The 26,896-nt window shown below is 67.8% G+C and carries 24 protein-coding genes and 1 pseudogene; 17 read left to right on the top strand and 8 right to left on the bottom strand.

Translation table 11 applies throughout. The features are described 5' to 3' along the window. The first annotated feature begins 125 nt into the window (after positions 1 to 125). The 5 genes from LGN19_RS12430 (at position 126) to cobM (ending at position 4,384) form a co-directional block, all read left to right on the top strand. A complete protein-coding gene (locus LGN19_RS12430; protein WP_226214928.1) occupies positions 126 to 392 on the top strand; it encodes a hypothetical protein in 267 nt (88 codons plus the stop codon). A 141-nt stretch (positions 393 to 533) separates the two neighbouring features. After that, the gene (gene cbiE, locus LGN19_RS12425; RefSeq protein ID WP_175984859.1) at positions 534 to 1,796 is read left to right on the top strand and encodes a precorrin-6y C5,15-methyltransferase (decarboxylating) subunit CbiE; all 1,263 of its coding nucleotides are present in this window, start codon (positions 534 to 536) and stop codon (positions 1,794 to 1,796) included. Further along, positions 1,796 to 2,884 carry a cobalt-precorrin-5B (C(1))-methyltransferase gene (locus LGN19_RS12420; RefSeq protein WP_226214927.1) on the top strand — a complete coding sequence of 363 codons (1,089 nt, stop codon included), beginning with the start codon at positions 1,796 to 1,798 and terminating at the stop codon, positions 2,882 to 2,884. The genes cbiE and LGN19_RS12420 overlap by 1 nt, the downstream gene beginning before the upstream one ends. Then, complete coding sequence (locus LGN19_RS12415; RefSeq protein WP_226214925.1) at positions 2,881 to 3,612, top strand: cobalt-precorrin-6A reductase; 732 nt, start codon at positions 2,881 to 2,883, stop codon at positions 3,610 to 3,612. The genes LGN19_RS12420 and LGN19_RS12415 overlap by 4 nt, the downstream gene beginning before the upstream one ends. Positions 3,613 to 3,655: 43 nt before the next feature. Further along, entirely contained in the window at positions 3,656 to 4,384 is a 729-nt protein-coding gene (cobM, locus tag LGN19_RS12410; protein WP_122945360.1) for a precorrin-4 C(11)-methyltransferase, read from the top strand. Here cobM and LGN19_RS12405 read toward each other — a convergent pair whose 3' ends face one another. Then, positions 4,385 to 5,296 carry a DMT family transporter gene (locus LGN19_RS12405; RefSeq protein WP_226214923.1) on the bottom strand — a complete coding sequence of 304 codons (912 nt, stop codon included), beginning with the start codon at positions 5,294 to 5,296 and terminating at the stop codon, positions 4,385 to 4,387. Between the two features lie 141 nt (positions 5,297 to 5,437). Between LGN19_RS12405 and LGN19_RS12400 the strand changes: the two genes are divergently transcribed. Together LGN19_RS12400 and LGN19_RS12395 are read left to right on the top strand one after the other, a co-directional pair. After that, the gene (locus LGN19_RS12400) at positions 5,438 to 5,974 is read left to right on the top strand and encodes a MarR family winged helix-turn-helix transcriptional regulator (protein ID WP_164462578.1); all 537 of its coding nucleotides are present in this window, start codon (positions 5,438 to 5,440) and stop codon (positions 5,972 to 5,974) included. A gap of 97 nt (positions 5,975 to 6,071) precedes the next feature. Beyond that, on the top strand, positions 6,072 to 6,932 hold the full coding sequence (locus LGN19_RS12395) for a hypothetical protein (protein WP_226214921.1): 861 nt from the start codon (positions 6,072 to 6,074) through the stop codon (positions 6,930 to 6,932). A 12-nt stretch (positions 6,933 to 6,944) separates the two neighbouring features. On the opposite strand, the gene LGN19_RS12390 is transcribed toward LGN19_RS12395, so the two are convergent. Beyond that, on the bottom strand, positions 6,945 to 8,123 hold the full coding sequence (locus tag LGN19_RS12390) for an MFS transporter (RefSeq protein ID WP_122945364.1): 1,179 nt from the start codon (positions 8,121 to 8,123) through the stop codon (positions 6,945 to 6,947). Positions 8,124 to 8,252: 129 nt separating this feature from the next. On the opposite strand from LGN19_RS12390, the gene LGN19_RS12385 reads away from it, so the two are divergent. After that, a complete protein-coding gene (locus LGN19_RS12385; RefSeq protein ID WP_226214919.1) occupies positions 8,253 to 8,768 on the top strand; it encodes a MarR family winged helix-turn-helix transcriptional regulator in 516 nt (171 codons plus the stop codon). A 702-nt stretch (positions 8,769 to 9,470) separates the two neighbouring features. On the opposite strand, the gene LGN19_RS12380 is transcribed toward LGN19_RS12385, so the two are convergent. Beyond that, the gene (locus tag LGN19_RS12380; protein ID WP_226214918.1) at positions 9,471 to 9,764 is read right to left on the bottom strand and encodes a GYD domain-containing protein; all 294 of its coding nucleotides are present in this window, start codon (positions 9,762 to 9,764) and stop codon (positions 9,471 to 9,473) included. A 280-nt stretch (positions 9,765 to 10,044) separates the two neighbouring features. Between LGN19_RS12380 and LGN19_RS12375 the strand changes: the two genes are divergently transcribed. Together LGN19_RS12375 and LGN19_RS12370 are read left to right on the top strand one after the other, a co-directional pair. Further along, positions 10,045 to 10,203, top strand: a complete 159-nt coding sequence (locus LGN19_RS12375; RefSeq protein ID WP_226214917.1) for a hypothetical protein — start codon at positions 10,045 to 10,047, stop codon at positions 10,201 to 10,203. A gap of 953 nt (positions 10,204 to 11,156) precedes the next feature. Beyond that, on the top strand, positions 11,157 to 11,861 hold the full coding sequence (locus tag LGN19_RS12370; RefSeq protein ID WP_226214916.1) for a hypothetical protein: 705 nt from the start codon (positions 11,157 to 11,159) through the stop codon (positions 11,859 to 11,861). A 332-nt stretch (positions 11,862 to 12,193) separates the two neighbouring features. On the opposite strand, the gene LGN19_RS12365 is transcribed toward LGN19_RS12370, so the two are convergent. The 5 genes from LGN19_RS12365 to LGN19_RS12345 all read right to left on the bottom strand — a co-directional run bounded on the left by LGN19_RS12365 (position 12,194) and on the right by LGN19_RS12345 (position 18,729). Then, the gene (locus LGN19_RS12365; protein ID WP_226214915.1) at positions 12,194 to 12,829 is read right to left on the bottom strand and encodes a hypothetical protein; all 636 of its coding nucleotides are present in this window, start codon (positions 12,827 to 12,829) and stop codon (positions 12,194 to 12,196) included. A 423-nt stretch (positions 12,830 to 13,252) separates the two neighbouring features. Next, positions 13,253 to 13,579 carry an EthD family reductase gene (locus LGN19_RS12360; RefSeq protein WP_226214914.1) on the bottom strand — a complete coding sequence of 109 codons (327 nt, stop codon included), beginning with the start codon at positions 13,577 to 13,579 and terminating at the stop codon, positions 13,253 to 13,255. Between the two features lie 221 nt (positions 13,580 to 13,800). Continuing rightward, positions 13,801 to 14,505 carry a glutathione S-transferase N-terminal domain-containing protein gene (locus LGN19_RS12355; protein ID WP_226214913.1) on the bottom strand — a complete coding sequence of 235 codons (705 nt, stop codon included), beginning with the start codon at positions 14,503 to 14,505 and terminating at the stop codon, positions 13,801 to 13,803. A gap of 172 nt (positions 14,506 to 14,677) precedes the next feature. After that, the gene (locus LGN19_RS12350; RefSeq protein ID WP_122945370.1) at positions 14,678 to 15,802 is read right to left on the bottom strand and encodes a porin; all 1,125 of its coding nucleotides are present in this window, start codon (positions 15,800 to 15,802) and stop codon (positions 14,678 to 14,680) included. A gap of 230 nt (positions 15,803 to 16,032) precedes the next feature. Further along, positions 16,033 to 18,729, bottom strand: coding sequence for a LuxR C-terminal-related transcriptional regulator (locus LGN19_RS12345; protein WP_226214906.1), 2,697 nt, complete (start codon positions 18,727 to 18,729; stop codon positions 16,033 to 16,035). A gap of 242 nt (positions 18,730 to 18,971) precedes the next feature. Between LGN19_RS12345 and LGN19_RS12340 the strand changes: the two genes are divergently transcribed. The 7 genes and pseudogenes from LGN19_RS12340 (at position 18,972) to LGN19_RS12310 (ending at position 26,867) form a co-directional block, all read left to right on the top strand. Further along, complete coding sequence (locus LGN19_RS12340; protein WP_226214904.1) at positions 18,972 to 19,922, top strand: universal stress protein; 951 nt, start codon at positions 18,972 to 18,974, stop codon at positions 19,920 to 19,922. A 19-nt stretch (positions 19,923 to 19,941) separates the two neighbouring features. Further along, on the top strand, positions 19,942 to 20,922 hold the full coding sequence (locus LGN19_RS12335; protein WP_226214902.1) for a quinone oxidoreductase family protein: 981 nt from the start codon (positions 19,942 to 19,944) through the stop codon (positions 20,920 to 20,922). 10 nt (positions 20,923 to 20,932) lie between these two features. Further along, positions 20,933 to 21,781 (top strand): TauD/TfdA dioxygenase family protein, encoded by an 849-nt coding sequence (locus tag LGN19_RS12330; RefSeq protein ID WP_174918818.1) that lies wholly within the window; start codon positions 20,933 to 20,935, stop codon positions 21,779 to 21,781. A gap of 118 nt (positions 21,782 to 21,899) precedes the next feature. After that, positions 21,900 to 22,955 (top strand): 3-keto-5-aminohexanoate cleavage protein, encoded by a 1,056-nt coding sequence (locus LGN19_RS12325; protein ID WP_226214896.1) that lies wholly within the window; start codon positions 21,900 to 21,902, stop codon positions 22,953 to 22,955. A gap of 171 nt (positions 22,956 to 23,126) precedes the next feature. Next, positions 23,127 to 24,514: pseudogene (locus LGN19_RS12320) on the top strand (MFS transporter). Between the two features lie 16 nt (positions 24,515 to 24,530). Further along, positions 24,531 to 25,118, top strand: coding sequence for an RBBP9/YdeN family alpha/beta hydrolase (locus LGN19_RS12315; RefSeq protein WP_226214895.1), 588 nt, complete (start codon positions 24,531 to 24,533; stop codon positions 25,116 to 25,118). Positions 25,119 to 25,700: 582 nt separating this feature from the next. Then, complete coding sequence (locus LGN19_RS12310; protein WP_226214894.1) at positions 25,701 to 26,867, top strand: ABC transporter substrate-binding protein; 1,167 nt, start codon at positions 25,701 to 25,703, stop codon at positions 26,865 to 26,867. Positions 26,868 to 26,896: the final 29 nt, after the last annotated feature.

Raw genomic sequence — 26,896 nt, 5'->3', positions numbered from 1 at the left:
ACCGCGTCGCAGCACGGCCGCAGCCGGTTTTGCGCTGTCTCGCAAATGGTACGATTGGCGGCTCGACATCAGATCGGCGACCGCCGGCATCCGCTATGAAACTCGGCAGGACGGAGTTGTTCGGCATGGGCATTGCGCTGGGCCTGCTGGCCATCCCGGCCTGGATGCTGCTCGCGTGCCTGCTGATCCCGCTTGCACCGTCGGCCGAGTGGCCGAAGAATGTCGGGCTCGCCGGCCTCGGCGTGCCGATCGTGGCGGGCGGAACGTTCCTGTACAGGAAAAGCGGGGTGCGGCCGCTCATGTGGCTGCTGCTCGGCTGGCTGCTGATCGCGTCGATCGGCGGCATGTACCTGGGCTTGCTGGTCCTGATCGGCCCGCTGCCGCGCGGCTGACGTCGTCGCCGTATCGCATCGGCGGGCGGGCGACACGCACGGCGCGGGAGCGGATCAGGATCATCAACGAATCAACGCGCGGCGGCCCGGCCGCCGCGCATCGCAACAAACGGTAGGGAATCGAACGATGGGGAAGGGTGCATGACGGCGTGGCTGACGGTAGTGGGCATCGGCGACGACGGTTACGCGGGGCTCGGTCGCAGCGCGCGCCGCGCGCTGCTCGACGCGACGCTCGTCGTCGGCGCGAAGCGGCATCTCGACATGCTGCCCGCGCGGCTGCCGGCCGCGCGCGAAACGTGGCCGTCGCCGTTCGATCTAGCGGGCGTGCTCGCGCGGCGCGCGTCGCCCGTCTGCGTGCTCGCCAGCGGCGACCCGATGCTGTTCGGCGTCGGCGCCACGCTTGCGCGCGTGCTGTCTCCTGACGAATGGCGCGTGCTGCCCGCGCCGTCGTCGCTGTCGCTGGCGGCCGCACGCCTCGGCTGGGCGCTGCAGGATGTCGGCGCGGTCTCGCTCGTCGGCCGTCCGCTGGCGACGCTCGCGCGCCACCTGCTGCCCGGGCGACGCCTGTTCGTGCTGAGTGCCGACGGACGCACACCGGCGGCCGTCGCGGCCGAACTCGTCGCACGCGGCTTCGGGCCGACCCGCGTCAGCGTGTTCGAACATCTGGGCGGCCCGCTCGAGCGGCGTCTCGACGGGCTTGCACAGGACTGGAACGTCGACGAAACGGCCGCGCTCAATCTCGTCGCGCTCGACTGCCAGGCCGGCCCCGACGCGCCGCGCCGGGCACTCACGCCGGGCCTGCCCGACCATGCGTACCGCCACGACGGCCAGCTCACCAAACGCGACCTGCGCGCGATGACGCTCGGTCGCCTCGCGCCCGCGCCCGGCGAGCTGCTGTGGGACGTCGGCGCCGGCAGCGGCTCGATCGGCATCGAATGGATGCGCGCGCACCCGTCCTGCCAGGCAATCGCGATCGAAGCGCATGCGGAGCGGCAGCGCTTCATCGAGCACAACCGCGACGCGCTCGGCGTGCCGGGCCTGCAACTCGTCGCCGGCCGCGCCCCCGATGCGCTCGCGGGGCTCACCGCGCCCGACGCAATCTTCATCGGCGGCGGGGCGACCGCGCCCGGCGTGCTCGATGCCTGCTGGGCATCCTTGAAGCCCGGCGGCCGGCTGGTCGCGAACGCGGTCACGCTGCAGGGCGAGATGGCGCTTGCCGCCTGGCGCGACGCGCACGGCGGCACGCTCACGCGCGTGTCGCTCGCCCATGCCGAGCCGCTCGGCCGCTTCGATACGTGGCGGCAGCCATTGCCGGTCACGCTGTACGACGTGCGCAAGCCCGACGCGGCTGATATGGCCGACACGACCGCATCGTCGGCCACGACGAACACAACGGACGCGTGATGCGCGACGAGACCCCCGAACAGCCCGCGCCGCTGCGCTTCGGCTACACGACCGGCAGCTGCGCGACCGCGACGTCGCTCGCCGCCGCGCGGCTGCTGCTCGCGGGTCGTGCGGACGACGCAGTCGAGATCGTGTTGCCGAAGGGGCAGCGCGTGATGATGCGGCTCGAGTTCTGCCGGGCCACGGCCGACGGTGCGGAAGCCGGCACGATCAAGGATGCCGGCGACGATCCGGATGTCACGCACGGCGCGCTGATCTTCGCGCGCGTCGCGCTCGCAGCGGCACCCGGCGTGCATTTTCATGCGGGGCCGGGCGTGGGCACGGTCACGCGCGCGGGGCTGACGCTGCCGGTCGGCGAACCGGCGATCAACCCGGTGCCGCGCCAGATGATGACGACGCACCTCGAAGCGCTGGCGGCCGAGCACGGCTATGCGGGCGGCTTCGACGTGACGATCGGCGTCGAAGGCGGCGAAGCGCTCGCGCTGAAGACGATGAACCCGCGCCTCGGCATCGTCGGCGGGCTGTCGATCCTCGGCACGACCGGCATCGTGCGGCCGTTCTCGTGCTCCGCCTATATCGCGTCGATCCACCAGGGCATCGACGTCGCGCGGGCGAACGGCATCGCACACATTGCCGCGTGCACGGGCAACGCGAGCGAGGACGCGATGCGCGCGCACTATCAACTGCCCGACATGGCGCTGATCGAGATGGGCGATTTCGCGGGCGCGGTGCTCAAGCACCTGCGGCGCGCACCGGTCGCGCGGCTGTCGATGTGCGGCGGCTTCGGCAAGCTCAGCAAGCTCGCCGCGGGCCATCTCGACCTGCACAGCCGCCATTCGAGCATCGACCTGCCGCTGCTCGCGCAGTGGGCGGCCGACGCGGGCGCAAGCGACACGCTGCAGGCCGCGATGCGCGCCGCGAACACGAGCCAGGAAGCAATGAAGCTCGCCCACGCCGACGGCGTGCCGCTCGGCGATCTCGTCTGCGCACAGGCGCTGCGCGTCGCGCGCGACATCGTGCCGCCGTCGGTCGCCGTCGAGATGTTCGCGATCGACCGGCAAGGCCGCTTCGTCGGGGAAGCGCGATGAGCACGCGCATCCTGCTGCTCGGCGGCACCGGCGACGCACTGAAAATCGCACGCGCACTCGGCCCCCGTCACGTCTACAGCCTGGCCGGGCTCGGCAAGGTGCCCGACGACCTGCGCTGCGACGTGCGTGTCGGCGGCTTCGGCGGCGCTGCCGGGCTGGCCGCGTATCTGCGCAGTGCCGGCATCGGCCTCGTGATCGATGCGACGCATCCGTACGCCGCGCAGATCAGCGCGAATGCCGCCGCCGCCGCGCGTGAAGCGGGCGTGCCGCTGTGGGCGCTGCGCCGCGCGCCGTGGTCGCCGCAACCCGGCGACGACTGGCGCATGGTCGACGACTGGGCCGGCATCGAAGCGGCGCTCGCGCCGTTCAAGCGGCCGCTGTTCACGCTCGGCCGCGAACCGCTCGCGCATCTCGACGCGATCCCGCCGCACCAGTTCTGGCTCGTGCGCTGCCTCGACGCGCATCCCGGTAACGCGCGTGCGCAGATCATCGCCGCGCGCGGGCCGTTCACGCTCGACGGCGAGCGCGCGCTGTTCGCGCTGATGGGCATCGACGTCGTCGTCAGCAAGAACAGCGGTGGCGCGGCCACCGAAGCCAAGCTCGACGTCGCGCGCGAACGCAGGCTGCCGGTCGTGATGCTGCGCCGGCCGCCGCTGCCCGACGCCGACCGCGCGTTCGACTCGGCCGCGGCGCTCATCGACGCGCTCGATCCGGCCGCGCGCGCATGACGCCGCGCGGCCGGTCATCCCATGAATTGACGGAGATTTTTCGATGACGGTGTATTTCATCGGCGCGGGCCCCGGCGACCCGGAGCTGATCACGGTGAAGGGCCAGCGCCTCGTGCGCACATGCCCGGTGATTCTGTATGCGGGCTCGCTGGTGCCGGCCGCCGTGCTCGACGGCCATCGCGCGGAGCAGGTCGTCAATACGGCCGAGCTCGACCTCGACGCCATCGTCGCGCTGCTCGCCGGCGCCCATGCGAAAGGGCAGGACGTCGCCCGCGTACATTCGGGCGACCCGTCGCTGTACGGTGCGATCGGCGAGCAGATCCGCCGTCTCAAGGCGCTCGGGATTCCGTACGAAATCGTACCCGGCGTGACGGCCACGGCCGCGTGCGCGGCAACGCTCGGCGTCGAGCTGACGCTGCCCGGCGTCGCGCAGACGGTGATCCTCACGCGCTTCGCGGGCAAGACGACGATGCCGGAAGGCGAAGCGCTCGGCTCGCTTGCCGCGCACCGCGCGACGCTCGCGATCCATCTCGGCGTGCGCCATCTCGCCCGCATCGTCGACGAAGTGCTGCCGCATTACGGCGCCGATTGCCCGGTCGCGGTGATCTATCGCGCGAGCTGGCCCGACGAGGAACGCGTGACCGGCACGCTCGCCGACATCGTCGCCAAGGTGCAGGGCACGCAGATCGAGCGCACCGCGTTGATCCTGATCGGGCGCGTGCTGGACGCCGAAGGGTTCGCGGATTCGACGCTGTACGCGAGCGCGGGCTGATCACGCGCGGGCGGGCGCGAGCTCGGTACGGCGTTCGCGCAGGTGCGTGTAGAGCGCTGCGCCGATCGTGATTGCGCCGCCGACGAAGTAGATCGGCGACGCCGATTCACCGAGGATCAGGATCGACGCGGCGATGCCGACGACGGGGATCAGGTTGAGCACGACCACGCTCCAGTACGATGCGTTGTCGCGCGCGCCGCGGAAATAGAACAGGAACGCGAGCGTGAACTGCAGCACGCCGATCGCGAGCGCGGGCCACACGGCCGGCCACGCCGGCAACCGGTGCGGGCCGCCGCTGCCCGCATCGATGCCGAGCAGCACGAGCGCCAGCAGCAGCGAGCCGGCCTGCTGGATCAGCAGCATCGCGGTCGTGGACGGAAGCGTCACGGCCTGTGTCGACAACGACACGTAAAGCGCGGCCACCATCACGCCGGCGAACACGAACGCATCGCCGCGCAGCGACGCGTGCCCGTCCGCCGACGGGTCGCCGAGCGTGATGACGACGACACCCAGCAACGCGACGACGCCCGCCACCAGCAGCCGCCTGTCGACCCTGAACCGGAACAGCGCGATGTTGAACGCGAGGATGCCGAGCGGCTCGAGCGCGAAGATCACCGCCGTGTGCAGCGCGGACGTGGATTGCATGCCGACGAACCCGAGATAGTACGCGCCGCACGGTTCGAGCATGCCGATCAGCGCGACGACGGCGAGCTGCGCCGGCGCGATGCCTGTCAGGCTCACGCGTTGTGCGGCGGCGAGACAGGCGAGCACCGTGACGCTGGCGGCGATCTGCAGCACGATGAGCCACGCGGGCGACAGGGCCGGCAGCACCATCTTGCTGAACGGAATGGCGACGCCCCAGCACAGCGTCGCCATAATCAGGTATCCGGTCTTGCGCGCGTTGTCGTTCATGCGTGGACTCCACTCGGCCTGTCGACCCGTAGAATGCGGGCGGGCGGCCGCCCGGATCGAGCGGGCCGCGCCGCGGCTGACATCGGTGAAACGATGGTTTAAATTATATGCGTGACGCACACATATGCTAGGAGCGCCTACGTGAAAAAGCAACGCCTGAACAATTTGCTGGGCGCGCTCGCGCTCGGGCTGAACGACCGGGTAGAGGACGCAATCGCCCGCGACACGGGGCTGCACGGGTCGAGCGTGGATGCGTTGGTGCTGCTGTCGCAAGCGCATGCACTGACGATCGACGCGCTGGCGCGGCAATTGATGCTCGTGCATTCGTCGGCCGTGCGGCTCGCCGAGCGAATGGCGCAGGAAGGGCTCGTCGCGCGCGAGCCAGGCGACGACAAGCGCACCGTCGTGCTGACGCTGACCGAGGCCGGGCACGATGCGGTGCAGCAGGTGCTTGCCGCGCGCGGCACGGCGATCGCGGACCTCACGCGCACGCTGACGCCCGAGCAATGCGCGCAGCTCATGCCGATCTGCGAGCAACTGGTCGGCGCGCTGGCCGACGACATGCAGAACGCGATCCGCGTGTGCCGGCAGTGCGACGAAGACGCGTGCGATTTGCGACGCTGCCCGTCCGAGTGCGCGTATCGGCGGCTCTCTGCGGAACAGGAAGCGGGCGGCTGACAACGACGCAGTGTCTGGGCGGATCGGGCGCTTTCGGGCAGACTGGGCCACTTCGCCGGATCACGGCGCGCCATCCCCCTTACAAGGACAACGTTGAATGGGTACCCGTATTCGATCGGGCATTTTCGGCCTGGCGGGATTGACGGCCGCGCTGCTGGCGGCATCCGCGGCCCACGCGGCCGGTGAAGCCACCGAAGCCCGCGCCGTGCCATTCGTCGCGGTCGCGAAAACCGCCGTGCCCGATCGCGACTGGCCGCGCAAGGTGTGCGAGTTGGCGTCGGCGTCGTGCGGCGCGCCCGGCGATGCGGACAACGCGCCGTCGCTGTACCGGGCCAGGAACGACGCGTCGGGCATCTACTACGCGATCCTGCCGGGCCCGCAGCTGTTGAAAGTGAGTTTCGCGTCCACCGCGGGCTGGCAGGTCGTTCAGCAGTGGAATTTCTCCGACTACCAGCCCGCCGACCGGGTCGACGGCGACGGCGAGCCGCCGCCGCTCCGGATCTACCCCGCGCTGTACCCGCTGGGCGGCGAGCGCTTCGCGGTCGCGGTGCTGGCCGGTTGGTCCGAAAGCTATTCAGGCGGTGGCGGAAGCTGGGAAAACGCCGACTTCGTCGAACTGTGGCCGAACGGCGGCCATGCCCGCACGCCACGCGTCGCGAAGCTCCCGTTCAGCTGCGACAAACAGATCCGGGCCTGCTTCACCGAGCACGACTATCAGCACTCGCCGCATTGCAGCGAAGACTTCGACGGTTCGCTGCGGCTGCGCTTCGTGCCCGGCGCGAGCGCCGGCCATCTCGACTGGATCGCCACGTGGAAGGAGAACCATTGGCCGGGCCAGGAACCGCGCAGCAAAACCGGGCATACGTCGGTTTCCGTCACGCTGCCGGCAGGGCGGGACCCGGTCGCCGCAGGCAACGCGCTGCGCGACAAGATCCCGTTTTGCGAGCCGGTCAACTGAGCGGCGCCGCTGCTACGCACGCGCGGCGTGCAGCACCCGCTTCGGTGCAAACCCTGCCGCGAGCGCGAACAGTGCGACACACAGGCAGGCCATCGCGATCCACGCGGGCGACAGGTCCGCGAGATGCTGGCGCACGATGCCTGCCGCGAACGGGAACAGCGCGGCGATCAGGTAGCCGATACCCTGCACGAACCCCGTCAGCGATGCGGCATCGGCCGGCGTCGCCGCGTGGTCGACCGTGACGATCAGCGACAGCGGAAACAGCGCGCCGATCCCCGCGCCCATCAGCAGCGCGGCCGGCAGCGCAAGCGCTTCCGGGGCGGCCAGCATCACGAGCAAGCCGACGAGCAGCGACGCGATTGCCGCATGCAGCGCGGGCCGGCGATCGGGCAGGCGGTCGATCATCGCCGAGATCGTCAGCCCCGCGACGACTTCCGCGAGCGTCACGCCGCCGAGCAGGCTGCCGGCCGCCGTCGGCGACCAGCCGAGCCGCATGTAGTAAGGCGGCAGCCACGCGAGTACGAGCGTGTACGCGCCGGTCGCGATGCCGAAGAACAGCGCGAGTCGCCACGCACGCGGCGAGCGCGACGGCTGCGCATTCGATGCGGACGCCGGCCCGCCGGCGAGTGCGTTGCCGCCGCGGCTGGCCAGCGGCCAGGCCAGCGCGGCCACCGCGGCCGGGAGCGCCCAGCCCGCAAGCGCGACGAGCCAGCCCCAGCGGGCCGCGGCGAACGGCGCGACGACGCTCGCGAGCACCGCGCCACCCATGATCGACGTCGAATAGACGCCCATTGCGCCGCCGATCCGCGTCGAGAAATGCGCCTTCACGAAGCCGGGCAGCAGCGCCTGCACCATCGCGATCCCGACGCCCGCGCAGCAGGCGCTCGCGAGCAGCAGCCACGCGTGCTGCGCGCCGACGCGCGACACGCAGGCCAGCCCGATCAGCGCGACGCCGAGCCAGACGCCGCCCGTGATGCCGGTTACGCGCTGCAGACGCCGCGCACTCAGCGCGCCGAGCCCCATCAACAGGATCGGGATCGTCGTCAGCAGGCTGGCCGCACCGTCACTGATGCCGGTCGTGCGCTGGATCATGTCGAGCAGCGGACCGACCGCGGCGAGCGCCGGCCGCAGGTTCAGCCCGACAAGCACGATGGCGGCGAGCCGCCATCCGGGGGAGGTGAAGCGATTCATTGCAAGGCCCTCGATATCGGTGTGCGACCCCGGGGAGGCGCCGCACGTTTTTCATGTAAAGTATCTCGACATCAAGATAAACGCCGATTTATCTCGACGTCAAGATAACTGCCAAGCCGAGGAGGGTTAATGGATCGAGCCGCGCATGCGCTCGCACAATGGCGCGCCGAGCGTCCGGATCTCGACGCGTCGTCGATGGTCGTGATGGGGCGGCTGCAGGAAGCGGCGCTCGTGATCGCGCGCGACCGTCTCAATCCGTTGTTTGCGCGCTACGGGATGCAGCCGGGCGAATTCGACGTGCTCGCGACGCTACGGCGCGGCGGAGCGCCGTTCGCGCTGACGCCGACGGCACTGTACGACGCGCTGATGATGTCGTCGGGCGGGATGACCGCGCGCATCGACCGGCTGCAGAAGGCTGGCTGGGTGGAGCGCCGGCCGAACCCGGCGGACGGGCGCGGCACGCTCGTCGCACTGACGGATACCGGCCGCGCGCTGATCGACGAAGCGGTCGTCGCGCACATCGACAATCAGCGCGAGGTGCTGGCCGTGCTGTCGGACGATGAGCAGACGCAGTTGTCGCGACTGCTGGAAAAGCTGCTTGCTGGGCTGGGGGACGGGGCGCTGGAAGGGGCGGAGGGAAAGTAGCGCTGAGGAATGCGTGACGCAAACGGAAGGGGCGGGCCAACAGGTTCTTCGTGAATTTTCTCGGACGTCGCTTGCCGACCCATTGCCGACGGTCGGCGCGTCAGACGCACTACGGCGGATATCAGGGCCAAACGGTCGCTCGGTACGGCTACTCGCGGACAAGTATTCGGTGCGGACGCATATCGTCTTGCCGATACGGCGGCGTTTGCGATCGCGTTTCTCGCCGGTGCTGACGAACGTCAGCACGCCAGCACCGGGGTTCACCTGAGCGGCAACCGACGCGGGCATGAAAACATGCCCGACTGCGGGCCGGCAATGGCACCCATGATTTGACGGATGATTGCGAGCGGTTCGTCGCGAGGTGCGAGGATGCTGGCAGTGACCCGGTTGCCGATGTCGCGCAGGAAAGCTGCCCGCTTACTACAACCTTTCCGTACAAGCGGCGCCGTTCCTTGTCGTTGATCGACCACCGGGAGCGTAGAGCTGCGCAGGCATCCGGCTCATGTCGAGGCGCGCGAGAATGGCGTCACGCTACACGCTTGCCGCCCGCATCGCCGGCCTTTGCCTGCGCTATTCGTCTGGCTCGTGAGCAATACCCGTGACGCCACGATGCGACGGCGACCAGCCGGCTTCCAGGACGCCTGTTTCATCTATGTCGATGGCCGTTCTGTCGATGGCTGTTGCATCTCGCGCGTCAAGGCTTCACTTCATGCCGCCGACGATCCTCTCCATCTCCGTCTCGCCGAAAGCACGCATACTGACGGTTCGAACATTGCCCAATTGCGCCACCATCAGTCCCAGCCGCGTCGCGGTTTCGTCGTCGGGCGCGTCGAGTGTTGCGACGATGTCGTAGGGCCCAAGTGTCCATTTGAGCGAGGTGACGGTGACGCCCATCGCCTGCGCCCCTTCCTGAAACGATCTCGCTCGCTGGACCGTGTCTTTCACGGACTGCGCGCCTTGTTCGGTCCAATTCATCAATACGATGTAAGTCGCCATATTGCCTCCGATGGTTGAGGAGCCCATCCACGTTCTCCCGTCCATACACGGGACGAACTTCACCGACCAGCCGCAAGCGTTTGCGGCAGGTGCAGTTTTCGTTTACCCCGGGATTTGTCGGACGTGTGCATTGCTGACGCACGCACGCCCTTGATAACTCGGCAACATAAACAGTATAGAAAGCGAATCAGCCGCCAGCGGGGCAATGATTGCGTCGTGTGCGATACCCGCGTCGCCGCAGATCGCATGTCATGTCAGGGCATGTATCGCGGTGAAGAGAATGAGCGCAACCAGAACGGTGGCAGCGGGGGACTCGGTGCACCCTGTGATGCGCGGCGAGGTTCATCTCGCGCTCGTGATCGGCATAGGGTACCGGCCGTTCGCGACATCTCTCGTCAACACGGCGATTGAGCGACGCTCCACCGTCGAAGTCGAATGACCGTTTGCGAAGTATGCGCCGACGTCCGAGCGTCCTGACCTCTGAACGCGTGGGATATGCGTCATGGCCGAACCAGAAAACCTGGCCGGCGGTGATACACCATCGTATGGACCGGTGACCTTCCGCTGCCGACCCGAAACAGCCGCTCGGCTGACTCCAAGCGGCCACTCATCTGTAAGTCAAAACTTACTCGTTCATGCGTCAGTCAGTTCGTTGGCAATCCGCAATTGCCGCCCCACGGTCGCATGCATCGACATGCATCACTCACCTCATCGGCTTGTTTGGTCTGCTGCACAATCGTTGTTTGGGATGAAAGTGATTTGTTGCAAGCAGGATTGCATACCCGACTGCAGAAATTCGACCTGCCCAAACTCGTACCGCCCAAGGGGGGGCAACAGGGTTTGCATCACAGCAGTGGAGAGTCCATCTGAAGAGCGGATTAACTCTTCCACTGCGGACCGCTTAAAGCATGCCCGTGCATGCGGAACCTCCGGTGGAATAGTTATCGAGCCCACTATCCCACAAGGTTTTTGAGCAGGAGGGAGAAGAGAATCCGGCCCGACCAACACAGAAGCTGACGGGGCGGCAACCGCCCCTGAAGCAGCTATTGCCAAGGAAATGAGTAAGTTGGCATCAACCCCTCTTTGTTGTCGCTACGGCTATTTCCATCAAACACGCTTCGCAAAGAGAATTGCGGTTGATCTCAGTTGATGGTTGGGGGCGCTGGACGAGGCAACCACGTAAGCGAGAGTCAATCCCGAGGCATCGGCTTCGTCGCGAAAGTGTGCAACGCATCCGGCTACAGATTGATGGCCGCTGCCAACCCAGCGTGGATTGTCATCGATCCGGGTGCTTGTGTCGAATGTCCCTTCATGGCCGATTTTCGCCGACGTGATCAGGCTGAATCGTTACAATCGCCCAGATGCCCCCTTCGACAGCGTCGAATTCGAAACATGCTGACTTCCTATTTCTGGAGCGGCGACGCCATCCGCAGTCGACGCGTAAGTGACATCGTTCTATCAGGCACGGTCGACGTGCCCGTTCCCTCCGCACGCGTGCTTGCAGACTGGGAAAGAGAAACATCGTCGCGGCTCGTCCTGGAACCCGGGGACGTCGAGGCTATGCCTTTGGCGCGAACGCAAGCGCGCTGGCCGGACTATAAGCGCTGCGTGCAGGCAATGTCCGACTGGACGTGCGCACTAGGACTGCCCACCGTGCTTGCCTCCAGTGACGTAGCCCTCATGGCCTGTCGTGGCGCGAAGTACCACCATGACGGTGCGCAATATGGCGGTGCGGCCTTCTGCAATCTATTCCTGAGCGAGGACCGGGGGCTGGACTTGCATTTTCCATCTACGGGCCGCCGCATTCCCCTGACTCGGGGGACAGCTGTGATATTCGATACCGGCCAGCCTCATGGCGTCATTCAGCGCCGCAGCAGCGGCTTTAATGCGGTCGACTTCGCGACGGACCAGGATTGCATCCAGATATTCCTGACTTGGGAGCTTCCCATCGAAGATGCCCATGTTGGGCAAGCACTTAAGGTAGTCTTCGACACCGCCCCTTCGACCTCGCTGCACCTGGATGAGGAGCAAGTCTGGTCGAACGGCGCACCAGCCGCTGTGTGTCCAGAATCTGGTCGCTGGTACCGGGTTGACTGATTGTTCGGGTCACACCTCTCGGCGTTGCCGTGGCACGCTGGACAGACTTCTGTTCAGCACGATGGACGCAAGCAGCGAGCGCCGTTGGGCTAACGTCAGCGATTTCAGCCTTTGCAATCGAACGGATGACGCGGTGCCGCCACGCCGTAAAGTACCGGGCCATCTCTAAAAGTTCGGCGAAATGATCGCTGCCGGCAGTCTGCCGCTTATCAATGATCGACGGCTCACGACCCTGAACGGCCGGTCGCGGGAGCAAGATTCGACGCTTGTTACCAGTCACTCAGATGGTTCAAGCCGGCTCCGTGCCCTTTCGCAATGCGGCCCCCTAAGCGTCATGCCTCGTTTAGGGCAAGCGCCCGCTCAAAAAATGTTTTGCCTCCGGAAGAAAAACCACCGGAATCTTGCTTGGCGATTCGCTCTTTCGCGACATCAACAGCAGAACTCTTTTCTCCTTGCAGCATGTGCACGAGCAGACGCTCCCTCCAGATGGTTACCGCCGCACGTGGGTGCTTCCGCATAAAGATTTCGTGCTCTCGATCGAGGAAGCGAATGTAGGAGTCCAAGGAGTCAGCCTCCAACGCTACCTCTTCCGCCCTAGATGCTGCTTGTCGGGTGGCGATCTCAAGCTGATGTTCCAGCAGCCCTGGTTCCCACACAAGATCACGGACTGTAAAACTTTGAATTTCCCAACCGGTAAGCACGAAGGCTCCGTTGGCGTGAAGACTGAAGGGTGCGTTCTCGTTGCTTGACATGCCGAGGACGCGCCAGAGTAGATGATCAAGTTCAAGCCACTTGAAGCGCAGCCAAGAGTGAAATGAACCCTCCTTCGCCCCAGCGGACAAGGTCATGGAGAAGAAGAGAGGGCCATTCGTCCAGTAAGGCGTGGTGCCGACTGACTTCCAGCGCCTCGCTTTAGCTTCTGCCTTTACCAGCAGTCGAAGTTCTCGGTCGATTTCGGATTGCTTCATTGAGGGAGTCGGGTCTCTTACATCAATTCTTGATCGATTGCGCCGCCAGATACCGGTCATCCGGCAACGGCTGCTCTTGGCCGTCAGCCGCCGGTCGTGATCTCCTGCAACGGGCCGAACGGCGAATTTCGAGTGGTCCCGTGCGGCCCGCTGGTAACTCAGGCACCCATCGCGGCATGGCCCAACGAGAAGGAGATCGAGGCAGGAAAGGTCGCTGGCTCCAAAGCGACAGCGTTCCTTGATAGCCTCGACACCGGGCGCGACGGATGGTGAGGGGAGCAAGACCGCAGGGTCGGCGTAAAGCGCGAAGTCATGCATGCGACCACGCAGATCGTCGAAGGGCTGGAACACTTGTTAAGCACCGCCTTGCTGCCCGAGTACGCGATACGCGGATGCGGTGCTTGGCCGAGATCCGCACCTTGGTCAGACGTCTGAACGCTCCACCACCACCTCACTGATTTGCAGCACGGGTTGTATATCCGTGTAATTGGCGATGTCGGCCATGATCTCCTGCGCGTGCGGATCGCGGGCTGCCTGGAAAGCTTCGACAGACGTGCAGACGAAGTCGCACTTGGCCACGTAAGCCGGGGCAGTGCCCGGAGCACCGCCTTCGATGCCCTTGTCCACCGTGTAGTACAGACATGCAGCGCCGAGCCGCTGTTTCACCATTGGCATATGCCTTTCGCGGTAGTACGCATGATCGAATCGCGCGCCTGCGGCGTACGGGTACATGACACTGACTTTGATCATCGGGTTCTCCTGTTGCTGCACGGTAATCGAGGCACCGCCGCCCGCGAGACGACACCGGGGTCGCCGATATAACGCGTGTCCAAGGCTTCTTCGAGAAACGGCGGACTCATTCTTCTCATCCCGGCGTTCCCCGGAAATTCGCGATAAACCGCAAAAACCCGCCGCGCAATGCGGCGGGCGTTGCAGTTCGCGGCCCGCACAGCGTGCGGCCGCGTGGCAGGTCAGCCTCGTGCAGGAATGTTGAGCCCGCGCGCGACAGCCGGACGCGCAACGAACGCGTCGAGCACCCGCTTGACGTTCCGGAATTCGCTGAAGCCGACCAGATCACCCGCTTCATAGAAGCCAACGAGGTTGCGCACCCACGGGAAGATCGCGATGTCGGCGATCGTGTAGCTATCGCCCATCACCCACTGGCGGTTCACGAGATGCGCGTCGAGCACGCCGAGCAGGCGCTTCGATTCGCCGACGTAGCGGTCGCGCGGGCGCTTGTCCTCGTAGTCGCGGCCGGCGAACTTGTGGAAGAAACCGACCTGGCCGAACATCGGCCCGATGCCGCCCATCTGGAACATCACCCACTGGATCGTCTCGTAACGGCCCGCGAGATCCTTCGGGATCAGCTGGCCCGTCTTGTCCGCGAGATAGATCAGGATCGCGCCCGATTCGAACAGCGGCAGCGGCTTGCCGTCCGGGCCGTTCGGATCGATGATCGCCGGGATCTTGTTGTTCGGGTTCAGCGACAGGAACGCGGGCGAGAGCTGGTCGTTCGTGTCGAAGCTCACGAGGTGCGGCTCGTACGGCAGGCCGGTTTCCTCGAGCATGATCGACACCTTGACGCCGTTCGGCGTCGGCAGCGAGTAGAGCTGGAGACGGTCGGGATGCTGGGCCGGCCACTTTTGCGTGATCGGGAAGGCGGACAGGTCGGGCATGGAGGTTCGCTCGTCGAAGTGGGAGATCCGCGCTCCGTCCATGCTGCCGCGCGCGCCACGGTCGATGGCGCGGCGGCGGGGCGGAACGCGCCGAAAACGCCCACTGTAGCCGATCCCGGCGATCGATGCCGATAGCGGCCGCCACACCGCCGGGAGCCGCCGCCGGCAGAGATCAGAAGTTGTGCCGCAGCCCGACCATCGCGGCCGTCGTGCCGACGCCCGGCGCGACCGGCTGCCCGTACACGAGCATCTGGTCCATCGTGCCGCGGTTGTTCACGTGGCCGACCTGCGCGTAGACCATCGTCCGCTTCGACAGGCTGTAGTCGGCCGCAAGCACGACCGCCGTCGACCGGTTTTCGGACTGGTTACGGTCCTTCAGGTAGTACACCGCGGAAGTCACCTGCAACGCGGGCGTGAAGCGATAACCGATGCCGGCCGACAGCATGTCGAGGTTCACCTTGTCCGCATGCGACGGATTCCGGCCGTTGCCGTACGACGCCGACACCGAGAAATCGTGGATCGTGTATTTCGCGCCGACGTAGAGGAAGCGGTTGTTGTCGACGCCGGTCGGCGCGACGCCCGGCGCCGGGCTCGTGTCGTGGCCGTTGTAGTAGGCGGCCGATGCGTTCAGCCCGTAGTTCGCATACCTGAGCACGACCGATTCGCGCGTGCCGCCCTGGAACTGCCCGGCCACGCCCCCCGGCGCATATTCGAGCGCGATCGACGCGCCCGCGAAGGTCGGCGACTGGTAGACGAGCGCGTTGCTGTCGTACAGCGCGCCGATCGCGGCGTTGGTGCTCGTGCCCGACCAGCCGGCCGCCGTGTTCAGGCCGAGCCACGCGATCAGCACGCTGCCGAAGAACTGCGCGTTGCGCACGTCGGTGTCGGCCATCGCGTAGATCATCGGCACGATCTGGCGGCCGGCCGTGAACGTGCCGAACGGGCCCGACACGCCGAGCGATGCGACCTGGTTGAAGATCGCGACGGCGCCCGGCGTATCGCTCAGCTGCAGCTTGCCGGTGCCGCTGTCGAACGAACCCTGCAGCTTGAAGTTGACCTTGTAGCCGCCACCGATGTCCTCGCTGCCCTTGATCCCCCAGAAGCTCGAGTAGATGCCGCCGTCCTTCATGCGGAACACCTTGCCGGTATTCGGCGCGGTCGGGCTGAACGACGCCGCCGACGTGCTCTGGTACAGCAGGCCCGAGTCGATCACGCCATAGAGCGTGACGGAGGATTGCGCGTGCGCGAGTGCCGAACAGCCGGCAAGCGCCGCGAGCGCGGCCAGTTTCGTCTTCATGAAGTCTCCAGGGTCGTATTGGACCGGACGGGATCGAGCCCGTCCGGGTGAAGCGGGGAAGCAAGAAGGCTGGCGGGAAGGTGTGACAGGCGATGCCCGCGTGAGCCATGCGGAGAGACTACGCACCGGCGGGCGGCCGCTCCCCCCCATGCGCGGGGGGCAGGGTTGCGGAGAATCGGAGGAAGGCGGGCGTGGCAGCACGCCCGATTGGCGAAACCGGCGTTACAACGTCAGGGCGCGCTTTCGAGGAGACCCAGCACCAGTGCGCGGCGCACCGCATGCTTGCGCGAGCTGGCGTCGAGCTTGCCGAACAGGTTCTTCAGGTGCCACTTCACGGTTTCCTCGCCGACGGCGAGCGCCACCGCGATCTCCTTGTTCGACAGATTGCGCGCGAGCAGCTCGAGAATCGCGCGCTCCTTCGGCGTCAGCACGACGCTCGGCACCGCGCGCGGGCTGGCCGCGGCGCGCGGGGCAGGCGGCACGATACGCGGCTGCGGCAGCGCGTGTCGCGCGGGGCCGGCGCCGGCTTCGTCACCCGCGCGGCGCGCCCAGTCGGCGATGGCCGGATGCGCGTCGACGAGCGTGCGCGTCAGCCCGAACACGTCCGCGAGGTTCATCGCCTCGTCGAGCAGCGCGCGGCCGGCGCCCCCCGACTGTTCGAGCGCGAACGCGCTGAGCGCCATGATCTCGATGCGCGCTTGCCCCATGCTCATTTCACGGGCCAGCACGGCTGCTTCGTCGAGCGCCGCGCTCGCATCGTCCCAGCGGCGCGCGGCCAGCGCCGCACCCGCGTGCGCGGTCGCCTGCAGCAGCACGACGGGGCGCCGCCACAACGGCCCGTGCGACGGAAACTCGGCCGCGGCGATCGCATCGATCCGCTCGACGAGCGCATGGCAGGTTGCCTCTCGATAGCGCGCCGCATGAATGCGCACCTGCTCGGCGAGGCTCGCGACCGACAGGCGCGGCAGGCGCCGCGCGACGCCCATCGCGTCGAGCGCTTCGAGCAGGTCGATCGCACGGTGCTCGACGCCGCGCAGCAGCGCGATGCGCGCGGCGGTGCGATAGCCGAGCAGCACGGTATCGGGCGTGCCCGTATGTTCGAGCACGTCGAGCCGGTTCGCGAGCAGCGCGGCGGCCTGGTCGACGCGGTCGGCCTCGTATGCGAGCGCCGCGCACATCGCCGCGAGCATGCAGGTCAGCGGATGGCGGCGCCCGAGATCGGCTTCCGCCCGCGCCAGCGCCGGCGACAACGCGTCGTCGGCCAGCCGGACCTGGCCTTCGCGCAGGTAGCTCAGCCCCGTGATCAGCTCGCCCCAGCGCGCGACATAGCCGAACCCGGCCGCCGTCTCGCCGCGCGGCGCGGCGTGCTGGAAGCGGCGCGCCTGCGCCGGCTCGCCGACGATGATCGCGCGCGCCGACAGCCGGTTCGCGTGCATCTGCGCGAGCCAGGTCGCCGCCGGCGGCGTGAAGTCGGCCCACGGCTCGAACAGCTCGACGAAGCGGTCGATTTCGTCGGCGTAATACGCGGCCGCGCTGAGGATCAGCGCGCATTCGTAGCGCATCGCCGCAGGCGTGCCGGGATCCGCGAGGATGCCCGCGATCTGGCGCCGCGCCTCGACATGGCGCTCGCCGAGCGCCAGCGCCCACGCGACCTCGACGCGCAGCGTCGGACGCTTGTCGAGTTCCGCATCGGGCAGCAGCGCGAGCCAGTCGAGCACGTCGTTGATGCGGCCCTGCTTGATCGCATCCTCGAGGCAACGCTGCGCGAGCGCATACGCCACCTCGAACTGGCCGGCCGCATACGCGTGGCGGGCGGCTTCCTCGGTCATCCCGTGCGCGCCGAGCCATTCGGCCGCACGCGCATGCAGCGCGCTGTGCTCGGTGTCGGGGCCCGCGGCCAGGCGGTCGCGCAGCGTATCGCGCACGAGCGGATGCAGCCGGCACCAGTCCGAATCGTCCGATGCAATGAACAGCGGCGTGTCGCGGGCGAGCCGCGCGAGACGGTCGGGCGCGTCCGCGTCGTCGAGCAGCGCGGCGCACAGCGACGGATGCAGGCGATCGGCGACGCTCGTGCGGGTCAGGAACGCGGTGTCGTCGGCCGACAGGTTCGTGAGCAGCAGCTCGACCAGCCGGTCGCGCGTGCCGTCCACGCGGGCGGCGAGCGCGTCGACCGCCTGGCGCGGATCGGCCGAGCGCGCCATCGCGGCCATCGCGAGCTGTAGCCCGAGCGGCCAGCCGTCGACGCGTTCGAACAGCCGCGCGCACGCGTCGGCGTCGACCCGCTGCGCAAAGCGCGCGCCGACCAGCGCAATCGTCTCGTCGAGCGTGAAGCGCAGCCAGTCGGGGCCCGCGAGCGTGCATTGCCCGCCGGCGAGCAGGTCGCCGGCCACGTGATCGAGCCCGCGCCGCGCGGCGACGACGACATGCAGGTTTTGCGGCGCGTTGTGCAGCACGTAGGTCAGCGCGTCGAGGCCGGCGGGTGGCAGGCGCTCCGCATCGTCGACGATCAGCAGCGCATCGATCGACAGTTGCGCGACCTCGGCCAGCCACGCGGTCACGCCTTCCAGCGCGCGCGCCGCGTCGGCCGCGCCGACCGGGATCAGGCGCCCGAAGCCGGGCCGCGCGCAGCCGGTCCGCACCGCCTGCACGAGCCCCTGCAGCAACCGCGCCGCATCGTCGCGCTCGTCGGCCGACAGCCATACGACCGCGCGGCCGAGCGCGAGGGTTTCGCGGCGCCATTGCGCGAGCAGCGACGTCTTGCCGTACCCGGCCGGCGCCTGCACGAGCGTGACCGGTCGACCGTCGAAAGCGGGCGCAGCGAGGCTCAGCCGCGCGCGAGCCAGCAACTGCGCCGGCACGCGCGGCGCGGTCGTCTTCAGGACCAGTTCGGTGGGGGGCGCGTCGGCGCGATCGGGTGGGTGGGCCATCGGGGCAGCGGTCGGAATCCGGCGGTGCCGTGCAGGCCAGCGTCCGGGGTGGGTGTGGGGGGAAGGATCGGTCGAACCGCGCTCGCGCGTCAATCCCCCCCGCGACGAGTGGGGCCGCACCGGCACCGCATCGATAGCATGGGTTCCGAGGCATGACGAACGCAACGAGGAGAGGGCCATGAACATCGTATCGACCGGCACGCGGCGCAGCGCGCCGCTCGCCGGATAAGCGGAGCGGCACGATGTACCGCCATCTGCTCGTGACGGTCGACGGCACGCCCGGCGGCATCGACGCGATCGGCCATGCGCTCGAACTGGCGCGTGCGGTCGGCGCCCGGGTCACGTTCATGCTGACCGGCGCCGCGCCGGACTCGCGTTTATCCGGAGCGCGGCTGCCGGAGCACGGTGCGAAAGTGGAAGCCGCCGCGCGGGCGCAGGGGTTGTCCCATGTGATCGCGGGGGCCGGCCACCCGGGGGCCGGCCATCCGGGAGCCGGCGACGCAGAGCCCGGCGTGCTGGCGGCCGAACTCGGCTGCGACCTGATCGGCGTCGCGGCGCTGCCGCACGATGCCGATGCAGCGGCTTGTGCGCAACGGCAGCACCTGCTCGCGACGAGCGGCGTGCCGGTGCTCGTGTGCACGTCGCGGCGATCGCCTGCCGAGGCGCGCGTGATGGCGCGTTGTCTCGATGCGCATCGCGCGGTCGGTGGGTTGCTGCATGTGCTGATGGCGTCCGGCGCGAAGGTGGGCGGGGGCGTGGATGCGCAGCAGCAAGGGGCCGACATGCAAGATGCTCTGACGTCGCTCGCCGCCCTGCAGCGCGCCCGGGTCGGCACAGCCGCCGAAGCGCGCCTCTTCGCGGCATTGCGCGTCCGCGCGGAGTGCGTCGCGGCAGAACTGGACGAACTCGACCGCCAGCGGCGGCGCGACGCGCAAGCGCTCGATGCGCTCGTGCGGATCGCCGCGGACGGGCTGCCGTCGGCCGCGTTCGATACGGCGCTCGCCCGCTATGCGCACGGCGCGTTCGAGCAGATGGGGCGGATGGAAGGCGTGATTTTCCCGGCCGCGCGGCGCTATCTCGGCGACGCGGACTGGGCCGGACTGGATGAATCGCTGGCGGACGGCGCAGCCGCGACGCCGCCACGCGCGAACGAACCGAACGAACCCGACGATGCGCGACGCGCATCCGACTGACACCATACGGAGAACAAAGATGGCACATGCAGTGCGATTCCACGAAACCGGCGGCCCCGAGGTCCTGCGCTGGGAGGAAGTCGAGGTCGGCGACCCGGGCCCCGGCCAGGTGCGCCTGCGGCACGACGCGGTCGGCCTGAATTTCGCCGACACGTATTTCCGCAGCGGCCTGTATCCGGTGCCGCTGCCGGCCGGCCTCGGCGTCGAGGCAGCAGGCGTGGTCGAGGCCGTCGGCCCCGGCGTGACGAATGTCGCCGTCGGCGACCGCGTGACCTACACAGGCTTCCTGAACACGCTCGGCGCGTACAGCACCGAACGGCTGATCCCCGCCGCGCCGCTCGTGCGGCTGCCGGCCGGCATTACGTGCGAAACGGCGGCGGCGATGACGATGCGCGGCCTGACGTCGGCTTACCTGCTGCGCCGCATCCATGCGTTCGCCCTGGGCGATACGATCCTGCTGCACGCGGCCGCCGGCGGCGTCGGGCTGATCGTGTCGCAATGGGCGAAGCTGCTCGGGCTCACGGTGATCGGCACGGTATCGAGCGAGCACAAGGCCGGGATCGCCCGCGCGCACGGCTGCGACCATACGATCGACTACAGCCGCGAGGACGTCGCGAAACGCGTGCGCGAACTGACGGACGGCACGGGCGTCGACGTCGTGTTCGACAGCGTCGGCAAGGACACCTTCGAAGGCTCGCTCGATTCGCTGAAGCGGCGCGGGCTGATGGTGTGCGTCGGCACCGCGTCGGGCCCGATCCCGCCGTTCGATCCGCAGCGTCTCGCGATGAAGGGTTCGCTGTACCTGACGCGCCCGGCGCTGGCCGACTACATCGCCGATCCGGCCGAGAAGAACGACCTGGCCGGCGAACTGTTCGCGCACGTCGCGGCCGGCCGGATCCGGATCGAGATCAACCAGCGCTACGCGCTGCAGGACGCCGCGCAGGCGCACCGCGATCTCGAATCGCGCAAGACGACCGGTTCGTCGGTGTTCATCGTCTGAGGAGACGCGCATGCGAGTCGAACCCCTGACCTGCGCGATCGGCGCGGAACTGCTGGATGTGAGCCTCGCCGACGCCGTGCACGACGACGGCCTGTTCGCCGAGATCCGCGCGCAGCTGCTCCGGCATCGCGTGCTGTTCCTGCGCGACCAGGACATCACACGCGCCGAGCACGTAGCGTTCGCGCGACGCTTCGGCGAGCTCGAGGATCATCCGGTTGCCGGCAGCGATCCCGAGCACCCGGGGCTCGTGCGGATCTACAAGTCGCCCGACCAGCCGAACGACCGCTACGAGAATGCGTGGCACAGCGATGCGAGCTGGCGCGTGGCGCCGCCGTTCGGCTGCGTGCTGCGCTGCATCGACGGTCCGCCGGTTGGCGGCGACACGATGTGGGCGAACATGGTGCTCGCCTACGAGCGCCTTCCGGAGCACGTGAAGCAGCAGATCGACGACTTGCGCGCGCGCCACAGCATCGAGGCGAGCTTCGGCGCGGCGATGCCGATCGACAAGCGCCTCGCGCTGAAGGCGCAGTATCCGGACGCCGAGCATCCGGTCGTGCGCACGCATCCGGAAACGGGCGAGAAGGTGCTGTACGTGAACGCGTTCACCACGCATTTCACGAACTTCCACACGCCGGCGCGCGTGCGGGTCGGGCAGGACGCGAATCCCGGCGCCGGCCAGTTGCTGCAGTACCTGATCAGCCAGGCCTACATCCCCGAATACCAGGTGCGCTGGCGCTGGAAGAAGAACAGCGTCGCGATCTGGGACAACCGCAGCACCCAGCATTACGCGGTGATGGACTACCCGCCTTGTGTGCGCCGGATGGAGCGCGCGGGCATCGTCGGCGACGTGCCGTTCTGAGCGCGTCCGCACCGTAACCGATCCGCAACCCTGAACCACGCGCCGGGCCTGCCGCCCGGCGCGGCGGGATACGCACGCCCGTACGCCCGACATACAACGATTTCCACTGGAGGACGACATGCAATTTCTCGACGATTCGCTGCACCCGGAAAACCAGGACAAGGTAGTCATCACGGTCGCACCGTATGGCCCCGAATGGATGCCCGCCGATTTTCCGGAAGACATTCCGGTGACGATGGACGAGCACGTGCAGAAGGCCGTCGACTGCTACAACGCGGGCGCGACGGTGCTGCACATGCATGTGCGCGAGCTCGACGGCAAGGGTAGCAAGCGGCTGTCGAAGTTCAACGAGCTGCTCGGCCGGCTGCGTGAAGCGGTGCCCGACATGATCCTGCAGGTGGGTGGCTCGATCTCGTTCGCGCCGGAAGGCGAGGGGGCGGACGCGAAATGGCTGTCCGACGACACGCGCCACATGCTCGCCGAGCTGACGCCGAAGCCCGACCAGGTGACGATTGCGATCAACACCGTGCAGATGAACATCACCGAGCTGATGAACCGCCAGGACATCGCCGGCACGTCGCTGAACGAAGCCGCGTACTGGGACGCGTACCGCGAGATGACCGTGCCGGCCGGCCCCGGCTGGGTCGACGAGCACCTGCGCCGCCTGCAGGCGGCCGGCATCCAGCCGCATTTCCAGCTCACCGGCATGCACGCGCTGGAAACGCTCGAACGGATCATCCGCCGCGGCGTCTATCGCGGCCCGCTGAACGTCACGTGGGTCGGCATCGGCGGCGGCTTCGACGGCCCGAATCCGTACAACTTCATGGAATTCGTGCGGCGCTGTCCGGACGGCGCGTGCATCACGCTCGAATCGCTGATGAAGAACGTGCAGCCGATCAACACGATCGCGATGGCGCTGGGCCTGCATCCGCGCTGCGGGATCGAGGACACGATCATCGACCAGAAGGGCAACCGGATGACGTCGGTGCAGCAGGTCGAGCAGTGCGCACGGATCGCGCGCGAACTCGGCCGCGACATCGCCACCGGCAAGGAGGCGAAGGCGATCTACCGGATCGGCGTGCAGTACGACGGCATCGACGAGACGCTTGCGCACCTCGGGATGGCGCCGAACCGCCGGCCGGGCCAGGTGAACGTGCCGCTGCGGGCCGCCTGACGCGCCGCGCATCCGCGCATCCGGGTAGGCGGCCGTGACGGCCGCCGCCCGCCGATCGTTGTGGCGTGGCACCCACCCCTGCGCAGCGCGCGGGAGCGGACTCCGGTCAACGGAGCGGGGCCACGCAAGCCGCGCCGGAGCACGACCGCTCCGGTGCCGGAGGAGACACGCATGCTGATCCATCATGTCGAGCCGTCGATGCAGGACGTCGCCGCCGCCGGCCGGCGCGCGCCCGCGTATGCGTGGCTCGTGTTCGGGCTGACCGTCGGCCTGCTGCTGTCGGACTACATGTCGCGGCAGGTGCTCAACGCCGTGTTCCCGCTGCTCAAGCACGCGTGGGCGCTGTCGGACACGCAGCTCGGTTCGCTTTCCGGTGTCGTCGCGCTGCTGGTCGGGTTGCTGACGTTTCCGTTGTCGGTGCTCGCCGACCGCTTCGGGCGCGTGCGCAGCATCGTGCTGATGGCCGCGTTGTGTCGGTGCTCGCCGACCGCTTCGGGCGCGTGCGCAGCATCGTGCTGATGGCCGCGTTGTGGAGCGTCGCGACGCTCGGCTGCGCGCTGTCGACCAACTACGCGGAGATGCTGGTCGCGCGCGGCCTCGTCGGGCTCGGCGAAGCCGCATACGGCAGCGTCGGCGTCGCGCTGATCCTCAGCATCTTTCCGGCACGGCTGCGCGCGACGCTGACCGGCGCGTTCATGGCCGGCGGCGCATTCGGCTCCGTGTTCGGGATGGCGCTCGGCGGGCTGGTCGGCGCGCATCTGGGCTGGCGCTGGTCGTTCGGCGTGATGGCCGCGCTCGGCATCGTGCTGCTCGTCGCGTATCGCTGTGTCGTGACCGAACGGCGGCTCGCCGCGTATCGCATCGAACCGTGCCGGCGCGATGCCAGCGCGCCGCGCGACCTGCGCGGCAGCGTGCGCGCGCTGATGTCGGGGCTGTTCGCGTCGCGTTCGGTGATCTGCGCGTATCTCGGCAGCGGGCTGCACCTGTTCGTGCCGGGCGCGCTGTTCGCATGGCTGCCGAGCTACCTGAACCGCTACTACGCGATGGCGCCCGACCGCGCGGCCGTGCTCGCGGCCGGCTTCGTGCTGCTCGCGGGTGTCGGGATGGTCGGCTGCGGGATCGTCACCGACCGCGTCGGCAAGACCGACGGCAAGCGCAAGTGGCTGACCGCGATCACGTATTGCGTGCTCACGGGCGTGTGCCTCGCGATTGCGTTCCGGCTGCCGCCCGGGCCGCTGCAGCTCGCGCTAATCTGCGTGGGGATGCTGGTCGGTGCAGGCGCGTCCGGTGCATCGGGTGCGATGGTCGCGAACCTGACGCCGGCCGCGATCCACGCGTCGGCATTCGCGACGCTCACGCTCGCCAACAACCTGCTCGGCATGGCGCCGGGCCCGCTGCTGACGGGGTGGGTTGCCGATCGCGCCGGGCTCGTCGGCGCGCTGCAATGGATTCCTGTCGTGCCGCTCATGGCCGCCGTGCTGTTCGCGATCGGACGCGCGAGCTACGTGGCCGATCTCGCGCGCGTCGAACGCGAACGGCGCGCCTCCCAACTTTCCTGAACGCTTCGGAGACTGCATGACCCTGACGACCCCACCCACCATCCTGATCGTGCCCGGCTTGCGCGATCACGTCGAAGACCACTGGCAAACGCACCTCGAACGGCGCCTGCCGAACGCGCGCTCGGTCGCGCCGCTCGAAGCCGACAAGCTGAGCCGCGCCGCACGCGTCGCCGCGCTCGATGCGGCGCTGGCCGAGATCGACGGCCCCGTGATCCTGGTCGCGCACAGCGCGGGGGTGATGATTACGGTGCACTGGGCACGGCAGGCCACGCGCCGGATCCACGGCGCGCTGCTCGCGGCGCCGGCCGATCTCGAATCGCCGATGCCCGCCGGTTATCCGGCGCCCGATGCGATCGACGCGAACGGCTGGACGCCGATACCGACCGAACGGCTGCCGTTTCCGAGCATCGTCGCCGCGAGCCGCAACGATCCGCTCGCGCGTTTTGAACGCGTCGAGGCGCTGGCGGCCGGGTGGGGTAGCCAGCTCGTCGATCTGGGGGAGGTCGGGCACCTGAATCCGGCGTCCGGGTATGGCGAGTGGCGGGATGCGGAGCGGTTGATCGGGGAGGTGATTGCGCTCGGTGAAGGTGGTGCCAGCTTTTAGGCATGACCTTTCAGCACCGCTTGCCAGTGTTGGGCCGTCTTCGGCAGTTTGTCGAGCGCTATGATTGAAAGCAACGTGGCCGCTGCGTCCAAATGAGGACAAGCGGCCGATTGCGATCAATTTTTAGAGCGGGATGCTTGATGGTTCCCAAACGAAAGGTGCTGTACGGGGTTGCCTTGAAACCCCGCACGATCATCCGTCCTACCACCGAAGTCAAAGCTTCGACTCAAGCCGAGAAAGACGACGTGCTTCGCTCGGCTCGAAAAGTCATATCCGAGCATCGGGATGTGCTGATTGCCTTAAAGAATCGTTGATTCCGGCGAGCGCGATCCCTGTCGGATGCCTGCCGTTTCGGTTTCACGTAGGGAAGCGTCTTGGAGATATGACGTCACAAGACACATCCTCATCTAACGCCGGTCACTTGATTCGCATCGGTTGGTAACCAAATCGCCATCCACCGGAAGGTGTTTGTCAGGGAAAGTCCCGCCCCGCGCACGGTGGTTTTTTGTTGACCGACATCGTATAACGCCGTCATGATTTCCTGAAAAGAAAGGTCCCATCCACCGACCGAAGTGAGGAGACATGAACGCCACCACGATCGCTCGCCGTGTCCGCCGGATCGCACTCGCCCTGGGTTTCACGCTGTCGGCCGCGGCAGCCGTTGCCGCCCCCGTTTCGCTGAACATCGTCGACGTCGCGGGCAACCTGCAGCTCACGCAAAAGGCCATCGAGGCCTTCAAGGACAAGAACCCGAACCTCGTATCGAACGTCACGTTCACGAATGCGCCGGCGCCGCAGTTGCCGGGCAAGATCAAGGCAATGCAGGCGGCGGGGCGCTCGGACATCGACCTCGTGCTGACGGGCACCGACGCGCTGGCCGCCGGCATCGAACAGAACCTGTGGCTGAAGCTGCTGCCCGACGACGCGGCCGCGTTCCCCGGCGTGCTCGACAAATACGCGCCCGGCCCGCGCAAGATGCAGGATCTCGCGCAGGGCTTCGGTCTCGAAGTCACCTACATGCCGGCCGGCCCGCTGCTCGAATACAACCCGGCGAAAGTCAGTAACCCGCCGAAGACCCCCGATCAGCTCCTCGCATGGTGCAAGGCGCACCCGAACAAGCTGATCTATGCGCGCCCGGCAAACTCGGGCCCCGGCCGCACGTTCCTGATGGGGCTGCCGTACGTGCTCGGCGACAAGAATCCGCAGGATCCGATCAACGGCTGGGACAAGACCTGGGCGTTCCTCAAGGCGTTGAACGACTGCGTGCCGTACTACCCGGGCGGCACGTCGGCCGTGATGAAGGAGCTCGGCGAGGGCACGCGCGACATGACCGTGACCGTCACGGGCTGGGATCTCAACCCGCGCGCGCTCGGCATCGTGCCGGCCGAATTCAGGATCCAGGCGTTCGACAACATGACGTGGGTGAACGACGCGCACTACATGGTGATCCCGAAGGGCGTGCCGAAGGAAAAGCTCGACGCGCTGTTCAAGCTGATGAACTTCCTGCTCGAACCGGCGCAGCAGGCGATGACCTACGACGACGGCTACTTCTATCCGGGCCCGGCGGTGAAGGGCGTGACGCTCGAGATGGCGCCCGCGCACAGCCAGGAGGTGGTCCGCAAGTTCGGCCGCCCCGAGTACGCGAAGCTGCTCGCGGATCGCCCGCACGTGCAGCCGCTCAGCGCGCAGGCGATGGTCGCCGCGTTCCAGAAGTGGGATCGCGAGATCGGTTCGCAGAAGTCGAAGTAACGCATGGACCGGCGGGCGCCGCGGCGCCC

This window comes from Burkholderia sp. AU30198 (assembly GCF_020419825.1).
Classification (GTDB): domain Bacteria; phylum Pseudomonadota; class Gammaproteobacteria; order Burkholderiales; family Burkholderiaceae; genus Burkholderia.
Note: the sequence above shows the minus strand (reverse complement) of the source record. Positions and strands in the feature narration are given on the sequence as shown.